We start from the raw sequence: 22019 nt of genomic DNA, 5'->3' as shown, positions 1-22019 counted from the left end.
CGCCGGCCCCAAGAGGACAGCAATGGATTCGACGTCCAGTTGGCGCGACGAGGTCGTGGGCCTGATCCCTGCGCTGCGGGCGTTCGCGTGGTCGCTGAGCCACAACGGCTCCGACGCCGATGACCTCGTGCAGGACACCCTCATCAAGGCCTGGACGAACCGCGACAAGTTCGAGCCCGGGACGAACCTGCGGGCCTGGCTGTTCACGATCCTGCGCAACACCTACTACACGAACGTGCTGCGCCGCCGGCGCGAGGTCCGCGACGAGCAGGGCGAGTACGCGAGCACGCTGAAGTCGCCGCCGACCCAGGATTGGAGCGTGGCGATGCGCACGCTGCAGGCGGCGCTGCAACAGCTTCCCGACGAACACCGCGAGGCGCTGATCCTGGTCGGCGCGGCGGGCCTCTCCTACGAGGAGGCCGCCGAGATCTGCGGCTGTGCGCTCGGCACCATCAAGAGCCGCGTGAACCGCGCCAGGGCCCGGCTGCTGAAGATCATGGATGCCGAGGACGCGACCGACGTCATGGCGCTCGAGACCATGACCGCGGCGGGCAGCGCCTAGGCGCTCTTCTTCGCCGGCTCCGCCTGTTCCTCGGAGAACACCTGATCCACCACGCAGCGGATGCGGTCCGGCAGAGCGCGACCGTGCAGCGCGCGGAACATCGCCTTCAGGTCCTTGTCGAGGGCTGCGGCCTTCTCGGGCTTGCGCATGATGTCTTTCCGCCAGTCGTCCGGCGCGAAGTGGCGGAACGGCGAGGTGCGCGCAAGCCGGGTGCGACAATGCGGAACAGCGCCGCGGCGCCGCCGGTTAGCGCCACGAGCCCAAGCCGAAGGAGACCCGAAATGGCGGACCGCAATGACCATCGCAACGCCTGGAGCGGCGGCGGCGAACCGCGCGCGTTTCGGGGTGGTCACGGTGAAGGCGAGCACGAGCCCTGGCGGCGCGACCGCTACGGTTCGCTCTACGACCAGGACCGGACGAACTACGGGTCCGGCTACGACGCCGATCGCGGCGAGTACGGTCGGGGAGAAGACGACCGCCGAGGGCCTCGCGACGAAGGCCGGGAGCGCTGGCGCGCAGAGGGCGGCCCCTATGGCGATCTCGAGCTGAACCGCGACATCTCCGGCTACGAGGACTTCGGCGCGCCGCACGACTACGCCTACCATCCCCACGTCGACGCCGAGTACCTGAGCTGGCGCGACGAACAGCTGCGCCGGCACGACCGGGAGTACGAGGAATGGCGCCGCGGGCGCAGCCGGCAGTACGACGAGGACTATCGGCGGTCACGCGGCCGACGGTGATGCGCCGGCCGCGCCACAGCTACTTCAGGTCGGCGGGATAGATCACCGGCAGCACGACGGCCGAGGGCCGCGTGGCGTCCATGTAGATGGTGTTGGTCGCCACCCGGGGCTTCTTCCTGCCCAGGCCCGGCAGTTCGCCGTTGTTGGGATTGACCTCGAAGCGGGGCGAATTCGACGAGGTCACGTGGACCGCGATGCGATGCCCTTTCTCGAAGGTCAGGGCCGTCGGCCAAAGGTCCACCACCAGCTTCTCGGGCGCGCCGGGCGTCATCATGCGGATGTCGTCCGGCATGCGCCCGTTGCGGTAGCGGGCGCGGATCGGCGCATCCAGCACCAGGGCCTCGTAGCCGTCGGGGTAGACGTCCACCAGCTTGACCATGAAATCGGTGTCGGGGCCGTCGGTGGCGGCCCACAGCTCCATCGAGACCGGGCCGGCGATGGCCACGTCCTTGTCGAGCGGCGGCGTCTGGAAGCGCAGGTAGTCCTGCCGCTGGCCCACGGCGCGCTGGTCCATGGGCCCGCGCTCGAAGGTCAGGTTGGCGCCGCCGAAGGTGGGGACGGGCCTGTTCGGGTCGAACTTGTAGGCCGCCTTCGCCTCCTCGACCGCAGGCGCCCGGGTCGTCAGGCCCTTGTCCGGCGTCAGGTAGTAGCGGACCTCGCGATTGGCCGGCGGCCAGTTGGCCGAGGCGAGCATCCGGTTCTTGGGGGAATAGGCGCCCTTCTTCGCGCTCGCCATCATGAAGTACTGGACCGGCGGCTCGTCCATGACGCCGTTGTCGATCCCCTTCAGCCAATAGTCGAACCAGCGGATCTCCTGGTCGCCGCCCAGGGCCAGCCGGTCACTGCCGGGGTATTCCAGATCGCCGGAAAGCTGGCCGTGGCCGAAGGGCCCCATGGTCAGCTTCTGGTTGCCGCGTGCGCCCTGGGCGCCGTGGTTCTGCAGCCATTGGAAGTTGTCGACGCTGCCGCCGTTGAAGATGTCGTACCAGCCCCCGACGTTGTAGATTGGGATCTGGATGTACTTGCGGTTTGTCGTCATCGCGACGCGGTTCCAGCTCACGTCGTCCACGGAGCGGGCGCGCATCTTGTCCAGCACCTCGTCCGAGACGCCCTGTTGCTTCATCCAGCCGAGGGTGTCCTTCTCCTTCAGCACGCCGCCCGGATAGCTGTACGAGAGGCGGTCGGCTGGGGCGACCACCACGTAGGCCGCCTTCAGGTGCGGCGGCGCGGCCATGGCGGCGGAGTTGGCGGTGATGCCGAGCGCCGAGCCGCCGGTCATCCCGACCTTGCCGTTGCTCCACGGTTGGGCGGCCGCCCATTCCACCGCGTCGTAGCCGTCCTCGATGTCGTTCTCGAAGGCGGAATAGAAGCCCTCCGACCGCCCCTTCCCACGCACGTCCTGCAGCACATAGACGTAGCCCGCGTCCGTGTAGCGCTTGGCGGCCTTGGCGAGCGCCGCGCCGGGGTTCGGCGTCTGCTCGGTGACGCGGCCGTCCTTCAGATAGGGCGTGCGGCTGAGAACCACCGGCCAGGGCCCCTTGCCTTGCGGCTTGTAAACATTGGCGGCCAGCCGGACGCCGTCGCGCAACGTCATCATCTCCTCGACCGCGCCGGGCGGCAGTCCGGGCCAGGCGGTCTCGGCTTGAGCCTGCGCCGGCGCACGAACCTGGGAAGCGGCCGGGCCGAAGCCGCCCGCCGCGAGGAGCAGGGCCGCCGAGGCCACGGCCAGTCTGTTCATCCGCTTCATGATCGTCTCGTCCCTCCGGCGAGTCTTCGCGCCCGCTGCCGCGCATCTAAGCATGGCTGTTCCCGCACGTCGTTTCCGCAGCGACACGTTGGCGAGACCGGCAGCGTCTATTAGCCTTCGAACCAAGAACAGGCGGCCGTGCGCCGGCACGCCTTCGGGGAGAGACGCGAGCGGCATGAGCCAGGAATCCATCAAGCTTCTGACCGACATCCCGCCGGTCCATGCCGCCAACCGCGGCGACCACGTCGCCGTGGAGTTCGAAGGCCGCACGCTCACCTACGCCGAGTTGGACCGGCGATCGGATCAGGTCGCGGGCCTGCTGCAGGCCGCCCGCGTGAAGCCCGGCGATCGCGTCGGCTGGCTGGGGCGCGCCTCCGAGGCGTGGTACGAGATCTTCTTCGGCGCAGCCAAGGCGCGCGCGTGCCTGGCCCCCATCAACTCCCGTCTCGCGCCGCCCGAAATCGCGTTCATCCTGGACGACTCCGGCGCAGACGTCTTCTTCGTGAGCCCCGAATTCTTCGCCTGCGCCGAAGCGGTCGTCGCCCAGATCGACCGGCCGATCCGCGTCATCGCGGTTGGCGGCGTCCACCCGGGCTTCGACAGCTTCGAAACCTTGCGCGACGCCGCGCCCGCTCCCGATCTCGTCCGCCCCACGCACGAAGACGATATCCTTCAGCTCTACACCTCGGGCACCACCGGCCTGCCCAAGGGCGTGCGGCTGACGCACGGCAACTACGCCGCGTTCCTGCAGCTCCGCTACGAGGTTCCGGGCTTTGCCTACGACGCGGACGACACGGTGCTGATCCTGATGCCCCTGTTCCATGTGGCCGGGACCAACATCAGCTTCTCAGGTCTCGCGTCCGGCGGCCGCATCGTCCTGATGGCCGACTTCGATCCGCCGCGGGTCCTGGAGACGATCGAGCGCGCACGGGTGAACCACACCTTCCTGGCCCCGGTGATGATCAACGTCCTGCTGCAGACGCCAGGGATCGAAGCCACCGACTTCAGCGCGATGAAGACCGTTTCCTATGGCGCTTCGCCGATATCCGAGGCGGTGCTGAAGGCCGCCACCGACCGCTTCGGCTGCGGCTTCATCCAGTTCTACGGCATGACCGAGACCTGCGGCGCGGGTACGACGCTTTCCCCGGCCGATCACCGGGGCGAACTCTTCCGAAGCTGTGGCCACTCCTGGCCGCAACTGGGCGTGCGCGTCGCCAACGAGGCCGGCGAGGAACTGCCGGCCGGCGAGATCGGCGAGATCGAGATCCGCGGGCCCATCATCATGGCCGGCTACTGGAACCGGCCCGAGGCCACAGCCGAGACCATCCGGCCAGACGGCTGGCTGCGCACCGGCGACGCCGGCTTCATGAACGACGACGGCTTCTTCTTCGTCCACGACCGGTTGAAGGACATGATCGTGTCGGGCGGCGAGAACGTCTATCCGGCCGAGGTGGAGAACGCGATCCTGGGATGTCCGGGCGTGGCGGACGCCGCGGTCATCGGCGTCCCCGACGACAAATGGGGCGAGGCCGTGAAGGCGGTCTGCGTGAAGAAGCCCGGCGAGGAGCCGGACCCCGCCGACATCATCGCCTGGGCGCGCCAGCGGATCGCCGGCTACAAGGCGCCGAAGAGCGTGGATTTCATCGACGCCCTGCCCCGCAATCCCTCGGGCAAGGTCCTCCGGCGCGAACTGCGCAAGCCCTACTGGGAAGGCCTGGATCGCAACGTCGGCTAGAAGCCCGTCGTCTCCGCGACACCTTCCTCCGGCGGCCGGCGTTCGATCCGCCGCCGCGTCAGGCTGACCGCCGCCGCCGCCAGCGCCACGGCCGAGGCCGCCCCGAGCGCCGCCGTGGCCGATTGGGCGCCGGCCGCGTGGAAGAACACCGCGGTCGTGACCGCCCCCGTCGTCTGGCCGAGGAGGCGCGCCGTGGCCAGCATGCCGCCCGCTGCTCCGCTGCGGTGCACCGGCGCGGCGCTGACGAGGGTCCGGTTGTTGGGCGACTGGAAGCAGCCGAAGCCCAGGCCGCAGACCGCCATTCGCCACGCGATGTCCAGGTTCGAGGCGTCCGGCTTCAGCAAGGCCAGCAGCAAGAGCCCTGCCGAGAAAACCGCCAAGCCTATGCCCCCGAGGGCGCCGGCCGAGTAGCGGTCGGACAGCCGTCCGGCGATCGGGGCGGCGACGCCCACGGCAAGCGGCCACGGGGTCATCAGCAGGCCGGTCTCCACCGCGGAGCGGCCGAGGACCGCCTGGAACGCGAAGGGCAGCGCCACGAAGGCCATCATCTGGGCCGCGAAGCTGGCGACCGAGGTGGCGATCGAGAGGCCGAAGATCGGGATCCGGAGGAGGTCGAACGGCACGAGCGGCGCCTCGCGGGCAAGCTCCCGGCGCACCAGAAGCACGGCGGCCACCACGCCCACCGTCAGCTTCCAAAGGCCGGCGGCGAAGCCCTCGCGCGCGAGGCTCTCGGCGCCGAGGATCAGGAAGCCGAAGGCCAGGGCGTTCAGCACCGCCGATAGCACGTCGAACGGCCGGCCCGAGCCCACCGTCTTCGGCAACGCGCAGGAGCCGACGGCGATGGCCAGCAGGCCCACCGGGACGCTGATGGCGAACAGCCACTCCCAGGACGCGCGCGCCAGGACGGCGGCCGCGATGGTCGGGCCCACCGCCGCGGCGATGGAGATCACCACCGCGTTGCCGCCGATGCCGCGGCCGAGCAGCCGCTTCGGATAGGTGAAGCGGACGAGCGCGGCGTTGATGCTCATCACCGCGCCCGCCCCCAGGCCCTGCAGCACCCGAGCCGCCGTGAGCTGCGGCAGGCTGTGCGACAGCGCGCAGGCCAGGGAGCCGACGGTGAAGACGATCAGGCCGCAGATATAGACTCGTCGATAGCCGAGCCTGTCGCCGAGGGCCGCCAACGGCAGCAGCGTCACGGTGATCGCGAGCTGGTAGGCATTGACGATCCAGATGGACGCCGCCGCCGTCGCGTCGAGCTCCCGGGCGATGGTCGGCAGCGCCACATTGGCGATGGCCCCATCCAGCACCGCCATGCCGATGGCCAGCCAGATGCTCAGCATCGCCCAGTAGCGGCGTGGGGTAGGCAGACCGTCGGCGGGCTCGGCGAGGATCGCGTCGGTGTCGGCGTTCGGCTTCGGCATGTGCCCCAACCGTTGAGGAGGGCTCGCGTATCCCGGGTGGATGGTCGCCGGTCAACCGCAACAGGGACCGGGAGGGCCGATTTATCCCCGCAATTCTACGTGGCCGCGACAGCGAAGCTCGTTGACTTAACCGAAAATAAAGTAAAGCCGACGCTGGAATCCGCGAATCGATCGGCGTATAACGCCGCTATGCACGAGCGCAGTTTCAGACCCGATCTGACGGGCTCGGACGAGAGCCTGGACGATCTCCTCACCCGCCTGAAGGTTCAGCTCAGCCGACCGAAGGCGCGCCCTGGTCCCGATCCGGATGAAGGGCACTTCGTCACCTCGCGCTGGCCGCGCGGCGGCGCCGGCGGCGCGGAAGCGCCCCTGCCCACTGCCGAGCGCCCGCTGGCGGACTGCTTCGCCTACTGACCTCGACCGGCCGGCGCGGCTCTAGGCCGCGAGCCTGCCGGGCTCGCGGACGTCCGAGGCCGGATTGCCGAACCGCAGCACGCCGTCCTCCAGCTTGCCGTAGCGCAGCGCCATCAGGTCCATGGCGTAGTTCTGGTAGAGCTTCCACGGCGCCTTGTTTCCCTGCTTGGGGAAGCGGGCCATGGCGCGCTGCACATAGCCGGACGAGAAATCCAGCCACGGCTCGTGCTTGACGGTCGGGTCGTCGTTCACGGGCGTCGCCTGTCGCAGGCCGGTGCGCTTCATATGGTTGAGCACCCGGCTCACGTACTCGCACGTCAGGTCGCACTTCAGCGTCCATGAGGCGTTCGTGTAACCGAAGGCCGAGGCCATGTTCGGCACGCCCTCGTACATCATGCCCTTGTAGGAAAGCGTCTGGGACGCATCCACACGGCGGCCGTCTACGACGATCTCGACGCCGTTCCAGACCTCCAGCACCAGGCCCGTGGCCGAGACGACGACGTCGGCCTTCAACTCCTGGCCCGACTTCAGCCGGATCCCGTCTTCCGTGAACGTCTCGATGTGGTCGGTCACCACCGAGGCGGCGCCCGACTTGATCATCTTGAACATGTCGGAGTCCGGGACGAGGCAGAGGCGCTGGTCCCAGGGATTGTAGGTGGGCGTGAAGTGGGTCTCCACGTCGTAGTCCGGGCCAAGCTCCTCGCGCACCATCTTCAGGATGCGGGCCTTCACAGCCGCGGGCTTCTCGCGGGCCATCCGGAAGAAATACATGCCGAACAGTACGTTCCGCCAACGGATGATGTCGTACGCCAATTTGCCCGGCAGCCACTTACGAAGACTGTTGGCCAACTTGTCCTCGGCCGGACGCGAGACCACGTAGGTCGGCGAACGCTGCAGCATGGTGACGTGAGCGGCGTCGCTCGCCATTTCGGGCACCAGGGTCACCGCGGTGGCGCCCGAGCCGATGACCACGACGTTCTTACCCTTGTAGTCCAGGCCTTCCGGCCACTGCTGCGGGTGGACGAAGGCGCCCTTGAAGCGATCCCGGCCAGGGTATTCGGGCGTGTAGCCGCCTTCGTACGAATAGTAGCCGCCGCACAGGAACAGGAAGCTGCAGGTGAAGCGCACGGTCTGGCCGCCGTGGTTCGCCTCGACGGTCCACAGCGCGTCCTCGGTCGACCAGGAGGCCTTCTTCACCAGATGGCCGAAGCGGATGTGGCGGTCGATGCCATGCTCGGCGGCGGTCTGGCGGACATACTTCAGGATCGAGGGGCCGTCGGCGATGGCCTTGGCCTCGGTCCATGGCTTGAAGGCATAGCCCAGGGTGTACATGTCGCTGTCCGAGCGGATGCCTGGATAGCGGAACAGGTCCCAGGTGCCGCCGATGGCGTCGCGGCCCTCGAGGATGACATAGCTGCGGTCCGGCGCCTCGGACTGCAGGTGGTAACCCGCGCCCACGCCCGACAGACCCGCGCCCACGATCACCACGTCGAAGTGTTCCAGAGGCATCTACGCTTCCACCTGCTCCAGCTACCGGCGGGCAAGATATCTGAACGGCGTTCACGTACCAGCCGAAAACGCCGGGCGCCCCGCGGCGGCGGACAAAAGTTATCGTTGATCACTTAGGCTTGATGTGGATCAAATCCCCGAATGCGCGGCCGTCTGATCCTGCCGGCCGCAGCTGCGCCGCGACGCCAGAACGCGGCCATCGTCGGAGGAGACCCGCCATGAGCTACCCCGCCAAAACCACACGCGCCGCCGCCGGAGCCGAGCATTTCGACGTTCTGATCGTCGGGGCCGGCATCTCGGGCGTTGGCGGCGCCTACCACATGACGAAGCAGTGCCCGGACAAGACCTTCGTGGTCCTGGAGGCCCTGGAGAGCTTCGGCGGCACGTGGCTCACCCACAAGTACCCCGGTATCCGCTCGGACAGCGACCTCTACACGTTCGGCTACCGGTTCAAGCCCTGGGTCGGCCCGCCGATCGCCTCCGCCGAAGAGATCCTCAGCTACATGGGCGAGGTGATCGAGGAGAACGATCTCGCGCCGCACATCCGCTATCGTCACCGCATCACGGCCGCCGCCTGGTCGAGCCGCGACAACCTCTGGACGGTCGAGGCCGAGCGGCTCGACACCGGCGAGGCGCTGGCCTTCACCTGCAACTTCCTCTGGATGTGCCAGGGCTACTATCGCCAGTCGGAAGGCTATACGCCGAAGTGGCCCGGCATGGCCGAGTTCAAGGGCCGCATCGTCCACCCGCAGACCTGGCCGGACGACCTGGAGCTGGCGGACAAGAAGGTCGTGGTGATCGGGTCCGGCGCGACGGCCGCCACCCTGGTCCCGGCTATCGCCGACAGCTGCGGGCACGTCACTCTCCTGCAGCGCTCGCCGACCTATTTCATCCCGGGTCGCAACGCCAACGAACTCGCCGACACCCTGCGCGAACTCAAGATCGACGAGAGCTGGATCCACGAGATCGTCCGCCGCAAGCTGTTGCACGATCAGGACCAGTTCACCCGCCGCGCATTCGGCGAACCCGAGGCGGTCAAGCAGGAGCTGCTGGCGGGCGTCAGCGCCTTCGTCGGGCCCGAACTGACGGCCCAGCACTTCACGCCCAGCTATCGTCCGTGGCGCCAGCGGATCGCCTTCGTGCCCGACGGCGACCTGTTCCAGTGCGTGAACCGCGGCAAGGCCTCGGTGGTGACCGACCACATCGACCGCTTCACGCCGAACGGCATCCTGCTGAAATCCGGCGAAGAGCTCGAGGCGGACGTGATCATCACCGCCACCGGCTTCAACCTGAACGTCCTGGGCGACATCGCCTTCAGCATCGATGGACGCGCGCTGAACTTCGCCGATACGGTCACCTATCGCGGGATGATGTTCACCGGCGTGCCGAACCTCGTCTGGGTGTTCGGATACTTCCGGGCAAGCTGGACGCTACGCGCCGACCTGGTCGCGGACTTCGTCTGCCGCCTGCTGCAGCACATGGACCGCAAGGGCGTTCGGAAGGTCACGGTGGCGCTGCGCCCCGAGGACGCGGACATGCCGCTGAAGCCGTGGATCGACCCGGAGAACTTCAACCCGGGCTACCTCATGCGGTCCATGCACCTGTTGCCCAGGCGCGGCGACAAGCCCGAGTGGCAGCACAGCCAGGACTACTGGCGCGAGAAGGACGAGCTGCCGCTCATCGACCTGGATGACCCGGCCTTCCGCTACGAAGGCGCGACGGCGTCGGAGCGCGCCGCCTAGCGGCTCGAGTTCCTACGGGCGAGGTCGGCGCAGAACCGACCTCGCACCGCAGTCCTAGAACTTGGCCCGCACGCCGATGAACCAGCGGCGGCCCAGCACGTCGTAGGTCGAGGGGTCCGTGTTGGAGTTCGAGTAGCTGGTGAACAGCGGCGGGTTCTTGTCGAACAGGTTGTTCACGCCGGCGCGCACGGTCACGCGCTCGTCCACGTCCCACCAGCCCACGAGGTCATACGCGTTGTAGGCCTTCGGATTGACCGCCGTGGGCGAGAAGACCGGCACGTTCCGGAAGTCGAGCATCGAGTCGATGTGCCGCCAGCGCAGGGTGGTGCGCACCGGACCGGCGCTCCAGCTGAACGACGCCACCCACTTGAACTCCGGATAGGCGCCGCCCGACAGGTCGCCGCCGATCGTGCCCCCGTTCTGCAGGAACGGCGCGCCCGGACGCGCCTGCTTCTTGAACGAGGTCAGGTGCGACATGACGAGGTTTACGTCGAACCGCCCCGCCGCCTCCGGCGCGCCCAGGTCGGCCAGCTCCATGCCCCAGTCGACCTGGACGTCCACACCCTCGGTCTTCCAGGCCGCCAGGTTGATCTGGTTGAGCTGGACGTTGGTGATCGCGCCCGACGTGCGCAGCCGGTCGAAGAGCTGGCAGTAGAAGTTGTCGTTGGAGAAGGTCGGGTTCGCGCCATCGGTGTTGAAGCACGAGCCGAGGATGTTCTGCACCGTCAGGGTGCCCACCACATCGTCGAGGTTGATGCGGTACCAGTCCACCGCCACCTGGAAGCGGCGGAAGAACGGCTGGTCCACGGACGGCGACCAGACGAGACCGGCCGTATAGCTGTCGGAGGTCTCCTCCTTCAGGTCCGGATTGCCGCCGGTCAGGATCTCGGCCTGGGTCGAAGGCTGGTTGTAGCTGCCGATGATCGCCGACGGCACGCCCTGGGCCAGGCACAGCGCCTGGATGGCGGCGGCGTTCGGGTTGCCGGCGGCGCGGAACGACGACCGCACGTCACAGGGGTCGCCCGCCGTCGTGGTCGCGCCCGGCGTGCCGATGCCTGCGAAGCCCAGCGACTGCGGCGAGAACAGCTCGGCGATGTTCGGCGCGCGGACCGCTCGCTGGTAGCCGCCGCGCAGCAGCAGGCCGGCGAACGGCTTGTAGGTCCCGTCGACCTTGTAAGCATAGGTCGTACCGACGGTGTTGTAGTCGGCCATCCGCCCGCCGAGCGTCACCTCCAGCTCGCCGACGCCCCAGTCTTGCGCAAGCAGCGGGACCAGCAGCTCGCCATAGAGCTCCTTGGACGTGATCTCGCCCTTCACCGGCACGGCCGGGTTGAAGCCCACGATGTCTGGGCCCTGCAGCAGCAGGTCGGGCTGGTAATCGAACTCGTCCTTCCGGTACTGGGCGCCGGCGGCGAACTTCAGGTCGCCGGTCGGAAGCGCGAACAGCGTGCCGGTGAGATTGGCCTCATAGACCTGCTGCTGGATCTCGGTGTCGTTCTTCACCTCGCGGGCGATGTAGGCCGCGCAGCCCGGGCTCACCTGCCCTGCCCCAAAGATGTCGAAGCCGCCGCAGATGGCCACGCCGCCGTCCGGAGCGAAGGTGAGCTGGCGCATGGCCGCCCGGCTGACGTTGCCGTGCTGGTCCTCGGTGTGGTCCATCCGGCCGTAGCTGGCGTAGACGTCCCACTTCCAGTCGTTGAACCCGAGGTCGCCGCGGAGCCCGCCGACGAGTTGCAGGGTCTCGTAGGTGTTCTCCGACAGACGGCCGCCCACCTCGCTGAAGGCCCGGCGGGGATAGAACTCGGCGGTGGGATTGGCGCGGGACGCCAGCAGCGTGCGCAGGTCCTGCGGGATGAAGGGGTTCGTGACGGGCACGACGATGTCCGGGCCCGGGAAGGCGCCGTCGGAGGCCGAGGCCGGGCCGAGTTGGCGCGACACATCGTAGGTGACGTAGCTCGCCGTGCCGTAGGCCTCGATGCGGTCGGTCAGGTCGTAGCGGCCGTTGGCGAAGAGCGAGATCCGCTCCAGCGGCAGGAATAGGTATCGGTAGTCCGCCGAATTGAAGGTGTAGCTTGCGGCGGAGAAGCCGGGGTCGGAGGTGTCGCCGCGGAAGTTCCGCACGGGGGAGGCGGTGAACAGCGTGCCGTCGGCGTTGAAGCCGATGTTCGAGTTGCGGGCGATGCCCGGGGCGACGCCGTACTGGGCGAACACCGCATCCAGCGCGGCCTGGCTGGGCAGGTTCGCCGCTCCGCCCGCGTTTGAGGCCGGATCGAAGCGTCCTTCGAGGATGGTCGCCGCGCCCGACGGCGTCAGACCAGTGGTCAGCACCGTGTAGCCCACCCGCGACCAGCGCCGCTCGGCGGCGGTGAGCCCGTCGCGCTTGTCGTACCCGGCCGCCAGGCTGAGATTGCCGCGGCCGCCCAGGTCGAAGCCGTAGGCCAGCGAGATGCTGGTCTGGGCGGCGTCCTCCTCGCCCGTCTGGCCGTACTGGATGTCGACGAGACCGCCTTCGAGGTTCCGCCGCAGCTTGAAGTTGACCACGCCGGCGATGGCGTCCGAGCCGTAGACGGCCGAGGCGCCCCCGGTGATGGTCTCGACGCTCTCCACCAGGGCCGTCGGTATGGTGTTGAGGTCGACCACGGCGTTCGGGTTGCCGGCCACCACGCGGCGGCCGTCGACCAGCACCAGGGTGCGCGTCGGACCGAGCCCGCGCAGGTTGGCGTAGGCCTGCCCGGGGGTGCCCACGAAATTGGTGGTGTTTGTGCCCGCGCCGTTCGACGGCGTGAACTGCGGAAGCTGATTGAGGCTGGTCTCGATGTTCACCGAGCCGGTCGCGGCGATCTGTTCCTGGCCCAGGGTGACCACAGGGCTTTCCGATACGTAGTCCTGGCGGGCGATGCGGCTGCCGGTGACGATCACCTCGCCCACTTCGCTGTCCTGGGCCGCGGCCGGAGCCGCAAACGACATCATGCCGACCAGCGCCGAGGCGCACAGCAGGCCGGAACGCATCTTCGACATCATGGAATCTCCCCAGCGCCTACGGCTCAGCTTCGCCGTGCGGCAATCCTGATCGGCAGCCTATGGGCGCATCGGAGTCGCGCCAAGGCGGCGCTTGCGGCGTGGACGGAGGAAGTTGGGGAGTGTGTCCGCGACGCCCGGAGCGCGAAGGAGATGGCGGTGACGGAGGGATTCGAACCCTCGATACGCTTTCACGTATGACGATTTAGCAAACCGTTGCCTTCAGCCACTCGGCCACGTCACCAGCACGCCGGGCGGCAGACCGCCCGCGGAGGGCGGTTATTAGCGGACGCAGGTCGCTCTGCCTAGCGGGTCTGGCAGAGCAAATTGACCTTGCGCCGCTTACGCGGGCCCTAGCCCTGGGCCAGCCACTCGCGGGCCTGGCGCTGGGCCTCCGCGACCTCGTCGGAGGCCATCTCGTCGGCGAGCTCCTTGCGGTAGATCTTCGCTTCGATCGAGCCGCGCATCGCCGCGAGGTTGAACAGCATGTGCGCCGACACGTAGTCCAGCGGCGCGCCGCCCTGGCCCGTGGAGTACAGCAGGCCCAGGCGGAACAGCTCGTCGCCCGACGCGTCCGGCTTCGGGAGCGGCAGGCCTTCGCCCTTCATCTCCATGGTCGCCAGCATGATCCTAGTCCCTGTCGGCCGGCGGGTCCGGTTTTCGAACCCTCTTCCGGCTTACGACTGCGAGGAAACCAAGGTTAAGCTGAACACATGGTTAAACGGGCTGTTGTGCGGCCTTCATCCAAGATCAGCGGCTAGAATTCGCCGCTTCAACTGGCGGGTCTCGGACTAAGGGCCGCGTTGCCCGCGCGCCGCCTCGGCCTCCGTCGACGAGGCGTTGACGGCGGCCCGGCGGCGAACCTCCTCGCCCTTGCCCGTGGCAAGGCGCCGCAGCGGAGCTTTAGACGGTCGGCGGCGTTGGGCTGGAACCGGCGTTCAGCCTCAGTTCACGACCGCCCGAGCATGTTAAGGCGTACATCGCAGAAACCTCGGAGACTCACCGGCGTGATCAAACGCCTGACCCTCGCTATCACCGCCGTCGTGGCGGTCGCAGCCTCGCCTTTTGCGGCCGATCTGGCGTTCGCCAAGGACGGTCAGGGGCGGGGCGGCGGTCATGGCCAGGGGCGTGGCCGCGCCGAGGCCCAGCGGGGCTATGAGCGTCGCGGCCCGCCGGAAGGCCGGGGCTACGAGCGTCGAAACTACGAAGGCCGCGGCTATGAACGGCGCGGTTACGAGCGCCGGGACGACGATAGCCCGCCGGGCCGCTTCTACGCGCCGCGACCGGGCGGCCGCCTGCCGCCCGAATATCGCGGTCCGCCGGTCGCCGACTATCCACGCTATCGGCTGCGGCCGCCGCCCGCGGGCTACGCCTGGAGGCGAATGGGCGACGCCTTCGTCCTCACCGACCGTGAAGGCCGGATCTTCGACGTCATCCCGGATTAGCCGGGGCTAGAGCCCCAGCTTCGCCTTCAGCAGCCCGTTGATCACGCCTGGGTTCGCCTTGCCCTGGGTGGCCTTCATCACCTGGCCCACGAACCAGCCGATGGCCTGGGGCTTGTCCTTCACGGCCGCGGCCTGGTCAGGGTTGGCGGCGATCAGGTCGTCGATGATCTTCTCCAGCGCGCCGGTGTCGGAGACCTGCTTCAGGCCCTGCTTCTCGACGATCTCCGACGCCGAGCCCTCGCCGGCCCACATCCGTTCGAAGACGTCCTTGGCGATCTTGGACGAGATCACGCCCTCTTCGATGAGCTGCACCAGTTCGGCGATGGCCGAAGGCGAGATCGGGCTGTCGGCGATGTCCTGCCCCGCGGCGGTCAGCCGCGCGGCCAGGTCGTTGGTCACCCAGTTGGCGACCAGCTTGGCGTCGCGGCCCTTGGCGGCGGCCTCGTAGAAGTCGGCCTTGGCCTGTTCGGCGATCAGGACCCCGGCGTCATAGGCCGACAGGCCGTATTGCGACTGGAAGCGCGCCTTCTTGGCGTCGGGGAGTTCCGGAAGCTTCGCCTCGATCTCCTTCACCCACGCCGGATCCAGCACCAGAGGCATCAGGTCGGGGTCGGGGAAGTAGCGATAGTCGTGGGCCTCTTCCTTGGAGCGCAGCGACCGGGTCTCGCCCTTGTTCGGATCGAAGAGCCGGGTCTCCTGGTCGACCGCGCCGCCCTCCTCGATGATCTCGATCTGGCGGCGGGCCTCGTACTCGATCGCCTGCTGCATGAAGCGGAACGAGTTGACGTTCTTGATCTCGCAACGGGTGCCGAGATGGCTGAAGTCGCCGGTCTCGCGGTACTTCTCGTAGGCGCCCGGGCGGCAGACCGAGACGTTCACGTCGGCGCGCAGGTTGCCCTTCTCCATGTCGCCGTCGCAGGCGCCCAGGTAGATCAGGATGGTGCGCACCTTCTTCACGTAGGCCGCGGCCTCGTCCGACGAGCGCATGTCGGGTCGCGACACGATCTCCATCAGGGCCGTGCCGGCGCGGTTCAGGTCGACGTAGGTGAAGTTAGGGTCCTGGTCGTGCAGGCTCTTGCCGGCGTCCTGCTCCAGGTGCAGCCGCTCGATGCGCACCGCGAAGGTGGAGCCGTCGTCGCGCTCGACGAGCACCTCGCCCTCGCCCACGATCGGCTGGTCGAACTGGCTGATCTGGTAGCCCTGCGGCAGGTCCGGATAGAAGTAGTTCTTCCGGGCGAAGCGGCTCTTCAGGTTGATCTGCGCCTTCAGGCCGAGGCCCGCCTTGACCGCTTGTTCGACGCAGTGACGGTTGATCACCGGCAGCATGCCGGGCATGGCTGCGTCCACCAGGCTCACCTGTTCGTTCGGCCCCGCGCCGAAGCCCACGGCGGCCCCCGAGAACAGCTTGGCGTTCGAAGACACCTGAGCGTGGATCTCGAGGCCGAGGACGAGTTCCCACGGGCCCGTGCGGCCCTGGATCTGCTTGATGTTGGCGGTTTCGCTCATGGCCGCTTCCCTACTGCCGCTCGCGCGCGAGGTGAAGCGCGATCACGTTCCCCCTTGCGCAAACGTCACGAAATGGCCTCAAGCTAGGGCGACGCTATACAGCGTCCAGAGAAACCTCCCGGGGGAAAGACCACCCAAATGAAGACCATCGCTCTCGCCGCCGTCGCCGCGGCGCTCGTCGCGGGCCCCGCGCTCGCCCAGGAGCACAATCACGCCGACCACGCCGCCGCCGCTCCGGCCGCCGCGGGCAAGCTGTCGGTGGAGACGACCACCATCGCCGAGATCGTGAAGAACGAGAAGGCCAAGGCGGCGCTCGAAAAGGCTCTTCCGGCCATCACCGCCTATTACGACCAGATCGGCACGATGACCCTGGCCCAGGTGGCCCCGATGAGCCAAGGCGCCATCGACGACGCCAAGCTCAAGGAAATCCAGGCCGAGTTCGACAAGATCAGCTAAGGCAGGTCCTGAAAGCGAAACGCCCGCCGGTCCGGCGGGCGTTTCTGTTTTCAGGTCACCACCACTTCTTGGGCTTGGCCCTGAAGTCTGCGGCCTTCTCGATGGCCGAGCCCAGCGAGAACAGCGTGCCCTCGTCCAGGTTGCGGCCGATGAGCTGCAGCCCCAGCGGCAGGCCGGCCGCGTCGACGCCGGCCGGAACGCTCATCCCCGGCAGGCCGGCAAGGTTCACCGTCACCGTGAAGATGTCATTCAGGTACATCGCCACCGGATCGTCCGACTTCTCGCCCAGGGCGAAGGCCGCGGACGGCGCGGTCGGCGTCAACAGCGCGTCCACCTTCTGCCAGGCCTGATCGAAGTCGTCGGCGATGCGCCGGCGGACCTTCAGGGCCTTCAAGTAGTAGGCGTCGTAGTAGCCGGCCGACAGCACATAGGTGCCGATCAGGATCCGGCGCTTCACCTCGTCGCCGAAGCCCTCAGCCCGGCTCTTCTCATAGGTCTCGGTGAGGTTGCCGCCCTCGACCCGCAGGCCGTAGCGCATCCCATCGTAGCGGGCGAGGTTCGAGGACGCTTCCGCCGGGGCGATGATGTAGTACGCCGGCAGGGCGTACTTCGTGTGCGGCAGGCTGACCTCGACGATCTCGCAGCCGGCCTCCTTCAGCCAGGCGATGCCCTGCTCCCACAGCTTCTCGATCTCGGCCGGCATGCCGTCGACGCGATATTCCTTCGGGATGCCGACCCGCAGACCCTTCACCGACTTGCCGCAGAAGCTGGCGAAATCCGGCGTTTCCACCGGAAGGCTCGTGGAGTCCTTCGGGTCGTGGCCGGCCATGGAGGTGAGCAGGATCGCCGTGTCCTCGACGGTCCGCGCCATCGGGCCGGCCTGGTCGAGCGACGAAGCGAAAGCCACGATGCCCCAGCGCGAGCAGCGGCCGTAGGTCGGCTTGATGCCGACGGTGCCCGTGAACGCCGCCGGCTGGCGGATCGAGCCGCCGGTGTCGGTGGCCGTCGCGCCCAGGCAGAGCTCCGCAGCCACGGCGGACGCCGAGCCGCCCGAGGAGCCGCCGGGTGTCAGGTTGGCGTTGCCGCCCTCCGCCCGCCAGGGATTGGCCACGGGGCCCCAGGCCGAGGTTTCGTTGGACGAGCCCATAGCGAACTCGTCCATGTTGAGCTTGCCCAGCATGACCGCCCCGTCGCGCCACAGATTGGCGCTTACGGTGGACTCATACGTCGGCTTGAAGCCCCGCAGGATCTTCGAGGCGGCGGTCGACTCGACGCCTTCGGTGCAGAACAGGTCCTTGATGCCGAGCGGCGCGCCCTCCAGGCGTCCGGCTTCGCCGCGGGCGCGGCGCGCGTCCGAGGCGCGGGCCATCTCGAGCGCCTTCTCGGGCGTCTCGACCACATAGGCGTTGAGCGCGCGGGCGGCCTCGACGGCCTCGACGTGCGCCTGCGTCAGCTCCACGGCGGAAAACGACTTCGACGCCAGCCCATCCAGGGCGGCCTTCAGCGTCAGCGAGGTGAGCTCGGCCATTACTCGACCACCTTCGGCACGACGAAGAAGTTCTTGTTCGCCTTGGGCGCGTTGGCCAGCACCTTGGCCGGATCGCCGCCGTCGGTGACGACATCGTCGCGCATCGGCAGCGCGGTCTCCACGGACGTGGTCATCGGCTCGACGCCCTCGACGTCGACCTCGTTGAGCTGCTCGATCCAGTTCAGGATGCCGGACAGCTCCTTGGCCAGCGGCTCCAGTCGGTCTTCCGGCTCGGCGATCCGCGCGAGCCTCGCGACCTTGCGTACGGTCGCGGCGTCGATGGCCATGGGGCCCTCCTTGAACTCAGAGGCGTGGGTTAGCCGTGCGGCGCGGCATTTTGCAAGCTATGACGGCCCGATGGCCGTCATCGATCTCCTGGAACTGCCCGCAACCGCGCCGAAGAACACGCCGCTCGTGGGCCTGGACCTGGGCGAAAAGACCATCGGCGTCGCCGTCTCGGACGCGACCCGCATGGTGGCGAGCCCGCTGGAGCTGATCCGCAAGACCAAGTTCACCGACGACGCCAATGCGCTCTTCAAGCTGATGGAGAGCCGCCACGCGGGCGGGATCGTCATCGGCCTGCCGGTGAACATGGACGGCACGGAGGGCGTGCGCTGCCAATCCAATCGCGCCTTCGCCCGCAACCTGCTGCGGCTGCGGCCCGATCTGACCATCGCCTTCTGGGACGAGCGGATGTCGACGATGGCGGTGAACCGTATGCTCGTCGGCGAGGCCGACATGACCCGCGCCCGTCGCGCCGACGTGGTCGACAAGATGGCCGCCGCCTGGATCCTCCAAGGCGCTCTGGACCGGCTGAGGAACGCCTAGAGCCCGCCGGCGAAGAGATCCGGCTTGCCGATCTGCACGCCCTTGGCCCGCAGGATCCCATAGGCGGTGGACAGGTGGAAGTAGATGTTCGTGGTCGCGAACACGCTGACCCACTGGCCAGCCGGGAAGGTCAGCTCCATCCCGTTGCCGATGGTGATCGTGAGCGGAACGTCGTCGCGGCCGGCGAACTGCTCGGGCGTCAGTGCGGCGAGGTAGGCCTTGGCGTCGGCGATCGCCGCCTGGAAGCCCGCCACATCCATATCCATGGTCACTTCCGCGGGAACGTCCGACCCGATGGCACGGGCCAGGTAGGCGCGGGTGAAGTTGATCACCACCATCGCCTGGAAGCTCAGCGGCTGCATGTCATCGATCAGCCGCCAGTCCAGCATCTGCGCCTCGGACGCGCCTGTCGCCTTGGCGTGTTCGGCGCCCTTGTTCAGCAGGTGCGACAGCGTGCCCAGCGTCCGGTCGTACATGCCGACGAAGCTGTAGAGATTGATCGTCACGGTTTCCCCCAGGTTTGACGCCCGCCCCCTGCATGGCGCCCTTCCCTCGGGTCGGAAAGCCCAATAAGAGGGCGCTTTAATGAGCGGCGCGCCCCCCGGATTGAACGAGGTCCTGCAACGGACCTTCGCCTTCCCCCAACGCCATTTCCTGTCGGCCACGGATCTGAACGAGGTGGAGGTCGCCAACCTCCTCGACCTCGCCGACGGTTTCGTCAGCCTCAATCGCCAGACCTCGAAGAAGCTCGACCTGCTGAAGGGTCGGACGCTGATGAACCTGTTCTTCGAGAACTCGACGCGGACGCAGTCCTCCTTCGAGCTGGCGGGCAAGCGGCTGGGCGCGGACGTCGTCAACATGAGCCCCCGCTCGTCGTCGATCGCCAAGGGCGAGACCCTGATCGACACGGCGGTGACGCTGAACGCGATGCAGCCCGACCTGCTGGTGATCCGCCACTCGTCATCCGGCGCGGCCTCCCTCCTGTCCCAGAAGGTCGGCTGTTCGGTGATCAACGCCGGCGACGGCCAGCACGAGCACCCGACCCAGGCGCTGCTGGATGCGCTCTCCATGCGGCGCGCCTTCGGCCGCATCGCGGGGCTGAAGGTGGCCATCTGCGGCGACGTCCTGCACAGCCGCGTCGCCCGGTCGAACATCGCCATGCTGCAGATGCTGGGCGCGCATGTCCGGCTGGTGGGCCCGCCGACCCTGATCCCGTCGGCCGCGCACCGCTGGAACGTCGAAGTCTTCCACGACATGCGCAAGGGCGTCGCGGGCTGCGACGTGGTGATGATGCTGCGCCTCCAGCTCGAGCGGATGGACGGCGTGATGGCGCCGTCCCAGCGGGAGTACTTCCGCTTCTACGGCCTGGACCGCGAGAAGCTGGCCTTCGCGGCCGACAATGTGCGCGTCATGCACCCGGGCCCGATGAACCGCGGCGTCGAGATCGACTCCGACGTCGCCGACGACCTGTCGGTGAGCCTGATCCAGGACCAGGTGGAGATGGGCGTGGCCGCTCGCATGGCGGTGCTGACCTCGCTCTCGGCGCGGCTGGAGAACGACCGATGAGCGCCGGCCGTCCCCTCGCCTTCACCAACGTCCGGCTGGTGGACCCCGCCTCGGGCTACGACGGCCCCGGCGCCGTGGTGCTGACCGAGGGCGTGATCGCCGACGTCGCGCAGGGCGGAAGCCTTGGCGCCCTCTCAAGTGACGTCGAAGTCGTCGACGGCGGCGGCAAGCTGCTGATCCCCGGCCTCATCGACATCCGGGTGAAGACCGGCGAACCGGGTTTCGAGACCAAGGAGACGCTGAAGTCGGCGGGCCGCGCGGCGGCGGCCGGCGGCGTCACCACCATCGTCGTCCAGCCCGACACCTCACCCGTGGTCGACGAGCCCTCGGTGGTGGACTTCATCCTGCGCCGGGCGCGGGACATCGAGCTGGTCAACGTGTATCCGGCCGGCGCCGCCACCAAGGGCGCGCAGGGTGAGCGGATGGCCGAGATCGGCCTGATGCGCGAGGCGGGCTGCCTCTATGTGACCGACGCCGACCGACCGATCGCCAACTCCAAGGTCTTCCAGCGGGTGCTGAGCTACGCCAAGGCGTTCGACACGCCGGTGGCGCACCGGCCGGCCGATCCCTGGTTATCAGCAGGCGCCGCCGCAACCTCCGGCGAGTTCGCCGCCCGCATGGGCCTGCCGAACGTGCCGGCGATCGCCGAGAAGATCATGCTGGAGCGCGACCTGGCGCTGGCCGAGGTGACCGGCGCCACGCTGATCGTCGACCAGCTCACCACGGCGGCGGCGCTGGAGAGCTTCGAGCGGGCGGTGAAGCGCGGCGTGAACGCCACCGCCACCACCTCGATCAACCACCTGTCGTTCAACGAACTCGACATCGGCGACTACCGCACCTTCTGCAAGCTGGACCCGCCGCTGCGCAGCGAGGACGACCGGCAGGCTGTCGTCGACGCCGTGGCCTCGGGGCTCATCAAGGTGATCGTCTCGGCCCATGCGCCCGCGCCGGCCGAGGACAAGCGCCTGCCCTACGACGAGGCGGCGCCCGGCGCGGTGGGCCTCGAGACCCTGCTGGCCGCCCTTCTCGCCTTCCACCACGACGAGCGGATCGGCTTGATCGACCTGATCCGCACCGTCACGTCCGCTCCGGCCGAGCTGCTGGGCCTGCCCGGCGGCCGCATCGCCAAGGGCGCGCCGGCCGACCTCGTGCTCTGCGACGTGAACGCCCCGGTGCTGATCGACGCCGACAAGCTGACGTCGAAGTCCAAGAACTCGCCCTTCGACGGCCGCCGCCTGCAGGGCAAGGTGCTGCGGACGGTGGTGGACGGCCGCACGGTCTACTCCGTCTAGTTGCCGGTCGGCACGACGCTGGCCGTCTCGACCATCAGGATCACCGTGCGCCCGCGGGCCTTCGGGAAGTGCATCACGCCCTTCGGCACGGTCAGCGCCTGCCCCGGCTTCAGCACTACCGTGCGGCCGTCCTCGAGCTCGATGTCGAGCTGCCCCTCCACCACGTAGAAGAACTCGTCCTCGTTCTCATGCTTGTGCCAGTGGAAGTCGCCGTCCAGCACCCCCAGGCGCACCACGGAGTCGTTCACCGCCGTCAGGGTCCGGTTCCACCACGGCGTCTGCGCGGCCGCCACGGCGGCGACGTCGATATGCTGGCCCTGGTCGAAGAGGATGCTGGTCTCGATGTCGTAGGCCTTCGCGTCGTCCATAGCGGCCTCCCTTTCGCGTCGACCGAGCTTGCGCTTCAGGTGCGGCGAGGCAAGGGCCGCTCGATCGACAGTGGCTTGGATGCGATGTTCTCTTTTCGTTTCCATTGCGACGCTTGCTGTCCTAGACTTCGCGCGCCCGGCC

21 protein-coding genes and 1 tRNA gene are annotated in these 22019 nt (G+C 68.2%); 10 read left to right on the top strand and 12 right to left on the bottom strand.

Annotated features, from left to right (window positions below):
• The first annotated feature begins 22 nt into the window (after nt 1-22).
• On the top strand, nt 23-562 hold the full coding sequence (locus tag ACO2Q0_RS13115; protein WP_423351952.1) for a sigma-70 family RNA polymerase sigma factor: 540 nt from the start codon (nt 23-25) through the stop codon (nt 560-562).
• Here ACO2Q0_RS13115 and ACO2Q0_RS13110 read toward each other — a convergent pair.
• Entirely contained in the window at nt 559-711 is a 153-nt protein-coding gene (locus ACO2Q0_RS13110; RefSeq protein WP_423351951.1) for a hypothetical protein, read from the bottom strand. The genes ACO2Q0_RS13115 and ACO2Q0_RS13110 overlap by 4 nt on opposite strands.
• Before the next feature lie 132 nt (nt 712-843).
• On the opposite strand from ACO2Q0_RS13110, the gene ACO2Q0_RS13105 reads away from it, so the two are divergent.
• Nucleotides 844-1302, top strand: a complete 459-nt coding sequence (locus tag ACO2Q0_RS13105; protein ID WP_423351950.1) for a hypothetical protein — start codon at nt 844-846, stop codon at nt 1300-1302.
• Between the two features lie 19 nt (nt 1303-1321).
• Here the strand turns inward: ACO2Q0_RS13105 and ACO2Q0_RS13100 are convergent, their stop codons facing one another.
• Entirely contained in the window at nt 1322-3049 is a 1728-nt protein-coding gene (locus ACO2Q0_RS13100; RefSeq protein ID WP_423351949.1) for a CocE/NonD family hydrolase, read from the bottom strand.
• Between the two features lie 175 nt (nt 3050-3224).
• Here ACO2Q0_RS13100 and ACO2Q0_RS13095 point away from each other — a divergent pair, with 175 nt between their 5' ends.
• A complete protein-coding gene (locus tag ACO2Q0_RS13095; protein WP_423351948.1) occupies nt 3225-4784 on the top strand; it encodes a long-chain-fatty-acid--CoA ligase in 1560 nt (519 codons plus the stop codon).
• Here the strand turns inward: ACO2Q0_RS13095 and ACO2Q0_RS13090 are convergent.
• Complete coding sequence (locus ACO2Q0_RS13090) at nt 4781-6205, bottom strand: MFS transporter (protein ID WP_423351947.1); 1425 nt, start codon at nt 6203-6205, stop codon at nt 4781-4783. The genes ACO2Q0_RS13095 and ACO2Q0_RS13090 overlap by 4 nt on opposite strands.
• 189 nt (nt 6206-6394) lie before the next feature.
• Between ACO2Q0_RS13090 and ACO2Q0_RS13085 the strand changes: the two genes are divergently transcribed.
• A complete protein-coding gene (locus tag ACO2Q0_RS13085; RefSeq protein ID WP_423351946.1) occupies nt 6395-6619 on the top strand; it encodes a hypothetical protein in 225 nt (74 codons plus the stop codon).
• A 21-nt stretch (nt 6620-6640) separates the two neighbouring features.
• Here ACO2Q0_RS13085 and ACO2Q0_RS13080 read toward each other — a convergent pair whose 3' ends face one another.
• Nucleotides 6641-8128: a flavin-containing monooxygenase gene (locus ACO2Q0_RS13080; protein ID WP_423351945.1), complete on the bottom strand. Its 1488-nt coding sequence runs from the start codon at nt 8126-8128 to the stop codon at nt 6641-6643.
• 218 nt (nt 8129-8346) lie between these two features.
• Here ACO2Q0_RS13080 and ACO2Q0_RS13075 point away from each other — a divergent pair, with 218 nt between their 5' ends.
• Nucleotides 8347-9870 (top strand): flavin-containing monooxygenase, encoded by a 1524-nt coding sequence (locus tag ACO2Q0_RS13075; RefSeq protein ID WP_423351944.1) that lies wholly within the window; start codon nt 8347-8349, stop codon nt 9868-9870.
• Nucleotides 9871-9924: 54 nt separating this feature from the next.
• On the opposite strand, the gene ACO2Q0_RS13070 is transcribed toward ACO2Q0_RS13075, so the two are convergent.
• From ACO2Q0_RS13070 to ACO2Q0_RS13060, 3 genes are all read right to left on the bottom strand, one after another.
• Nucleotides 9925-12888 carry a TonB-dependent receptor plug domain-containing protein gene (locus ACO2Q0_RS13070; protein WP_423351943.1) on the bottom strand — a complete coding sequence of 988 codons (2964 nt, stop codon included), beginning with the start codon at nt 12886-12888 and terminating at the stop codon, nt 9925-9927.
• Nucleotides 12889-13042: 154 nt separating this feature from the next.
• Nucleotides 13043-13132: transfer RNA gene (locus tag ACO2Q0_RS13065), tRNA-Ser, on the bottom strand.
• 109 nt (nt 13133-13241) lie between these two features.
• On the bottom strand, nt 13242-13514 hold the full coding sequence (locus ACO2Q0_RS13060) for a sel1 repeat family protein (RefSeq protein WP_423351942.1): 273 nt from the start codon (nt 13512-13514) through the stop codon (nt 13242-13244).
• Nucleotides 13515-13895: 381 nt separating this feature from the next.
• Between ACO2Q0_RS13060 and ACO2Q0_RS13055 the strand changes: the two genes are divergently transcribed.
• Nucleotides 13896-14333, top strand: a complete 438-nt coding sequence (locus ACO2Q0_RS13055; RefSeq protein ID WP_423351941.1) for an RcnB family protein — start codon at nt 13896-13898, stop codon at nt 14331-14333.
• Between the two features lie 6 nt (nt 14334-14339).
• Here ACO2Q0_RS13055 and gatB read toward each other — a convergent pair whose 3' ends face one another.
• The gene (gene gatB, locus ACO2Q0_RS13050) at nt 14340-15839 is read right to left on the bottom strand and encodes an Asp-tRNA(Asn)/Glu-tRNA(Gln) amidotransferase subunit GatB (protein ID WP_423351940.1); all 1500 of its coding nucleotides are present in this window, start codon (nt 15837-15839) and stop codon (nt 14340-14342) included.
• A 138-nt stretch (nt 15840-15977) separates the two neighbouring features.
• Here gatB and ACO2Q0_RS13045 point away from each other — a divergent pair, with 138 nt between their 5' ends.
• Nucleotides 15978-16295 (top strand): hypothetical protein, encoded by a 318-nt coding sequence (locus tag ACO2Q0_RS13045; RefSeq protein ID WP_423351939.1) that lies wholly within the window; start codon nt 15978-15980, stop codon nt 16293-16295.
• A 55-nt stretch (nt 16296-16350) separates the two neighbouring features.
• Here the strand turns inward: ACO2Q0_RS13045 and gatA are convergent, their stop codons facing one another.
• Nucleotides 16351-17823, bottom strand: coding sequence for an Asp-tRNA(Asn)/Glu-tRNA(Gln) amidotransferase subunit GatA (gene gatA, locus ACO2Q0_RS13040; RefSeq protein WP_423351938.1), 1473 nt, complete (start codon nt 17821-17823; stop codon nt 16351-16353).
• Complete coding sequence (gene gatC / locus ACO2Q0_RS13035; protein ID WP_423351937.1) at nt 17823-18110, bottom strand: Asp-tRNA(Asn)/Glu-tRNA(Gln) amidotransferase subunit GatC; 288 nt, start codon at nt 18108-18110, stop codon at nt 17823-17825. The genes gatA and gatC overlap by 1 nt, the downstream gene beginning before the upstream one ends.
• A gap of 70 nt (nt 18111-18180) precedes the next feature.
• Here gatC and ruvX point away from each other — a divergent pair, with 70 nt between their 5' ends.
• Entirely contained in the window at nt 18181-18651 is a 471-nt protein-coding gene (gene ruvX / locus ACO2Q0_RS13030; protein WP_423351936.1) for a Holliday junction resolvase RuvX, read from the top strand.
• On the opposite strand, the gene ACO2Q0_RS13025 is transcribed toward ruvX, so the two are convergent.
• Nucleotides 18648-19157, bottom strand: coding sequence for a DUF1993 domain-containing protein (locus ACO2Q0_RS13025; RefSeq protein ID WP_423351935.1), 510 nt, complete (start codon nt 19155-19157; stop codon nt 18648-18650). The two genes, ruvX and ACO2Q0_RS13025, sit on opposite strands and share 4 nt — an antisense overlap.
• Nucleotides 19158-19236: 79 nt before the next feature.
• Between ACO2Q0_RS13025 and ACO2Q0_RS13020 the strand changes: the two genes are divergently transcribed.
• The gene (locus ACO2Q0_RS13020) at nt 19237-20217 is read left to right on the top strand and encodes an aspartate carbamoyltransferase catalytic subunit (RefSeq protein WP_423351934.1); all 981 of its coding nucleotides are present in this window, start codon (nt 19237-19239) and stop codon (nt 20215-20217) included.
• Nucleotides 20214-21509: a dihydroorotase gene (gene pyrC, locus ACO2Q0_RS13015; RefSeq protein ID WP_423351933.1), complete on the top strand. Its 1296-nt coding sequence runs from the start codon at nt 20214-20216 to the stop codon at nt 21507-21509. The genes ACO2Q0_RS13020 and pyrC overlap by 4 nt, the downstream gene beginning before the upstream one ends.
• Here pyrC and ACO2Q0_RS13010 read toward each other — a convergent pair.
• Nucleotides 21506-21877, bottom strand: coding sequence for a cupin domain-containing protein (locus ACO2Q0_RS13010; RefSeq protein WP_423351932.1), 372 nt, complete (start codon nt 21875-21877; stop codon nt 21506-21508). The genes pyrC and ACO2Q0_RS13010 overlap by 4 nt on opposite strands.
• Nucleotides 21878-22019: the final 142 nt, after the last annotated feature.

Origin of the sequence: Phenylobacterium sp. VNQ135 (assembly GCF_049445735.1) — a bacterium.
In the GTDB taxonomy this organism is placed as follows: Bacteria; Pseudomonadota; Alphaproteobacteria; order Caulobacterales; family Caulobacteraceae; genus Phenylobacterium.
Note: the sequence above shows the minus strand (reverse complement) of the source record. Positions and strands in the feature narration are given on the sequence as shown.

Excerpts from the sequence above, each read along its gene's own strand:
- ACO2Q0_RS13115 (WP_423351952.1), top strand. The coding sequence starts at position 23 with ATGGATTCGACGTCCAGTTGGCGCGACGAGGTCGTGGGCCTGATCCCT.
- ACO2Q0_RS13110 (WP_423351951.1), bottom strand. The coding sequence starts at position 711 with ATGCGCAAGCCCGAGAAGGCCGCAGCCCTCGACAAGGACCTGAAGGCG.
- ACO2Q0_RS13105 (WP_423351950.1), top strand. The coding sequence starts at position 844 with ATGGCGGACCGCAATGACCATCGCAACGCCTGGAGCGGCGGCGGCGAA.
- ACO2Q0_RS13100 (WP_423351949.1), bottom strand. The coding sequence starts at position 3,049 with ATGAAGCGGATGAACAGACTGGCCGTGGCCTCGGCGGCCCTGCTCCTC.
- ACO2Q0_RS13095 (WP_423351948.1), top strand. The coding sequence starts at position 3,225 with ATGAGCCAGGAATCCATCAAGCTTCTGACCGACATCCCGCCGGTCCAT.
- ACO2Q0_RS13090 (WP_423351947.1), bottom strand. The coding sequence starts at position 6,205 with ATGCCGAAGCCGAACGCCGACACCGACGCGATCCTCGCCGAGCCCGCC.
- ACO2Q0_RS13085 (WP_423351946.1), top strand. The coding sequence starts at position 6,395 with ATGCACGAGCGCAGTTTCAGACCCGATCTGACGGGCTCGGACGAGAGC.
- ACO2Q0_RS13080 (WP_423351945.1), bottom strand. The coding sequence starts at position 8,128 with ATGCCTCTGGAACACTTCGACGTGGTGATCGTGGGCGCGGGTCTGTCG.
- ACO2Q0_RS13075 (WP_423351944.1), top strand. The coding sequence starts at position 8,347 with ATGAGCTACCCCGCCAAAACCACACGCGCCGCCGCCGGAGCCGAGCAT.
- ACO2Q0_RS13070 (WP_423351943.1), bottom strand. The coding sequence starts at position 12,888 with ATGTCGAAGATGCGTTCCGGCCTGCTGTGCGCCTCGGCGCTGGTCGGC.
- ACO2Q0_RS13060 (WP_423351942.1), bottom strand. The coding sequence starts at position 13,514 with ATGCTGGCGACCATGGAGATGAAGGGCGAAGGCCTGCCGCTCCCGAAG.
- gatB (WP_423351940.1), bottom strand. The coding sequence starts at position 15,839 with ATGAGCGAAACCGCCAACATCAAGCAGATCCAGGGCCGCACGGGCCCG.
- ACO2Q0_RS13045 (WP_423351939.1), top strand. The coding sequence starts at position 15,978 with ATGAAGACCATCGCTCTCGCCGCCGTCGCCGCGGCGCTCGTCGCGGGC.
- gatA (WP_423351938.1), bottom strand. The coding sequence starts at position 17,823 with ATGGCCGAGCTCACCTCGCTGACGCTGAAGGCCGCCCTGGATGGGCTG.
- gatC (WP_423351937.1), bottom strand. The coding sequence starts at position 18,110 with ATGGCCATCGACGCCGCGACCGTACGCAAGGTCGCGAGGCTCGCGCGG.
- ruvX (WP_423351936.1), top strand. The coding sequence starts at position 18,181 with ATGGCCGTCATCGATCTCCTGGAACTGCCCGCAACCGCGCCGAAGAAC.
- ACO2Q0_RS13020 (WP_423351934.1), top strand. The coding sequence starts at position 19,237 with ATGAGCGGCGCGCCCCCCGGATTGAACGAGGTCCTGCAACGGACCTTC.
- pyrC (WP_423351933.1), top strand. The coding sequence starts at position 20,214 with ATGAGCGCCGGCCGTCCCCTCGCCTTCACCAACGTCCGGCTGGTGGAC.
- ACO2Q0_RS13010 (WP_423351932.1), bottom strand. The coding sequence starts at position 21,877 with ATGGACGACGCGAAGGCCTACGACATCGAGACCAGCATCCTCTTCGAC.